The sequence below is a fragment of the Psychrobacter sp. CX16 genome, assembly GCF_057396245.1.
On record NZ_JBXYJF010000055.1, the window covers coordinates 1 to 2,885 of the forward strand.

Here is a 2,885-nt window from a genome sequence, read left to right on the forward strand (position 1 = left end):
CCAGCAACTAATACCATTGATATTACCAGTATCACTGAGGATACAGGTACAGCTAGTGACTTTATAACCAATGACCAAACGCTAGAGTTTAGTGGTACCTTAGCTAATGCACTAACAGGTAATGAGAAAGTTCAAATTAACATAAATGGAACATGGCTAGATGCCACGACCACAGGAACAACCTGGAGCTATGATAATAAAGGTGAAACTCTAGCAGAGGGAACCTATAACGTTCAAACGCGCATTGTGGATATAGCCGGTAATGTGGGAGCAGTTGATACCCAGGTTGTTAAGGTTGATACGACAGATCCTGAAACCAATACTATTAGTATAGACAGTATTACCGAAGATACTGGTAGCTCAGATTCTGATTTCGTTACAAGTGATCAGACATTATTATTTAAAGGTAGCTTAAACAAAGCACTAGCAGTTGATGAGAAAGTTCAAGTCAGCCTAGATGGGATTAACTGGGAGGATGCCGATTATACAGCAGGTACAACAACCTGGTCGTTTGATAATAGTAGTGAGATTTTGGCAGATGGTAATTACAATGTACAAGCTCGTATTGTAGATACTGCAGGTAATTTAGGGGTTACTGATAGCCAATCGCTCACAATAGATAATGGTATTTTACAACCTAATACTATTGATATTGCAAGTATCACTGTCGATACAGGTAGTGCATCAGATGACTTCATTACCAAAGACCAGACTTTAGAGTTTAATGGTACTTTAGCGAATCCTTTAGGAAATGATGAGAAAGTACAAATTAGTCTGGATAATGGAACAACCTGGGTCGATGCAACGACGAATGGTACCAGTTGGTCATATGATAATACAGCTATAACATTAGATGAAGGAGAGTATACAGTTAAAGTACGAATTGTAGGAACTTCCGGTGTTGTTGGAGCAACAGATACTCAAGTTGTTAAGATTGATACTACCGATCCAGTGGCAAACACCATTGAAATTACTAGTATCACTGACGATACAGGTAGTGCATCAGATGACTTTATTACCAATGACCGTACTTTAAAGTTCGAAGGTACCTTAGCCAATGAACTAGGAACTGATGAAAAAGTACAGATTAATATAAATGGAACATGGCTAGATGCCACGACCACAGGAACAACCTGGAGCTATGACAATACAGCTATAACGTTGGCAGAAGCTAACTACAATGTACAAGCACGTATTGTAGATACAGCAGGTAATGTGGGAGCAACGGATGATCAATTGGTTAAGATTGACATCACACCACCAAAAGAAAATGTTATTGAGATTTCAAGCATTACTGAAGATACAGGGCTTGATACTGAAGACTTTATTACTAATGATTCCACTTTAGTGTTTAACGGAACATTAAGAGATGCATTAGTTGATGATGCGAAAGTACAAATTAGTCTTGATGACGGTGCTACGTGGATAGATGCTGCTTATACTGCAGGAGAGACAACCTGGTCGTATGATAATACGGGTAATGCTTTGGCAGATGGTGAATACAAAGTTAAAGTGCGTATTGTGGATCTAGCTGGTGATGTGGGAGCAGTTGATGCACAGACTGTTAAGGTTGATACGACAGATCCTGAAACCAATACTATTAGTATAGACAGTATTACCGAAGATACTGGTAGCTCAGATTCTGACTACATTACTAAGGACCAAGAGTTAATCTTAAAAGGTAGCTTAAACAAAGCACTAGCAGCTGATGAGAAAGTTCAAGTTAGCCTAGATGGGATTAACTGGGATAATGCCGATTATACAGCAGGTACAACAACTTGGACATTTGATAATACAGCTGAAACTTTGCCGCCTGGCGATTACACAGTACATGCTCGAATAGTAGACACCGCAGGTAATGTAGGAGCTACGGATAGTCAAGACGGTAAAATTGACACCACACCTCCAGCAACGAATAATATTGAAATTACTGGAATCACCACTGACACAGGTAGCAGTACAACTGACTTCATTACCAAAGACCAGACTTTAGAGTTTAATGGTACTTTAGCGAATCCTTTAGGAGATGATGAGAAAGTACAAATTAGTCTGGATAATGGAACAACCTGGGTCGATGCAACGACGAATGGTACCAGTTGGTCATATGATAATACAGCTATAACATTAGATGAAGGCACCACCAACGTTAAAGCACGAATTGTTGATACCGCTGGTAACGTAGGCGCGACGGACAATCAAGATGTGGTTATCAACACTACTGCGCCAGAGACTAACACCATTGAAATTACTAGTATCACTGACGATACAGGTAGTGCATCAGATGACTTTATTACTAATGACCGTACTTTAAAGTTCGAAGGTACCTTAGCCAATGAACTAGGAACTGATGAAAAAGTACAGATTAATATAAATGGAACATGGTTAGATGCCACGACTACTGGTACAACTTGGAGCTATGACAATACAGCTATAACGTTGGCAGCAGATGACTACAATGTACAAGCACGTATTGTAGATACAGCAGGCAATGTAGGTGATACAGACAGTCAGACTGTAAAGATTGATCTTACTGGCCCAGCAACTAATACCATTGATATTACCAGTATCACTGAGGATACAGGTACAGCTAGTGACTTTATAACCAATGACCAAACGCTAGAGTTTAGTGGTACCTTAGCTAATGCACTAACAGGTAATGAGAAAGTTCAAATTAACATAAATGGAACATGGCTAGATGCCACGACCACAGGAACAACCTGGAGCTATGATAATAAAGGTGAAACTCTAGCAGAGGGAACCTATAACGTTCAAACGCGCATTGTGGATATAGCCGGTAATGTGGGAGCAGTTGATACCCAGGTTGTTAAGGTTGATACGACAGATCCTGAAACCAATACTATTAGTATAGACAGTATTACCGAAGA

Annotated in this window: 1 protein-coding gene; it reads left to right on the forward strand. The window is 39.8% G+C overall.

Translation table 11 applies throughout. The annotated features are described in order from the left end of the window. A partial coding sequence (locus AC2SLM_RS12730; protein ID WP_486554261.1) for a beta strand repeat-containing protein occupies positions 1-2,885 on the forward strand: 2,885 nt, incomplete at both ends.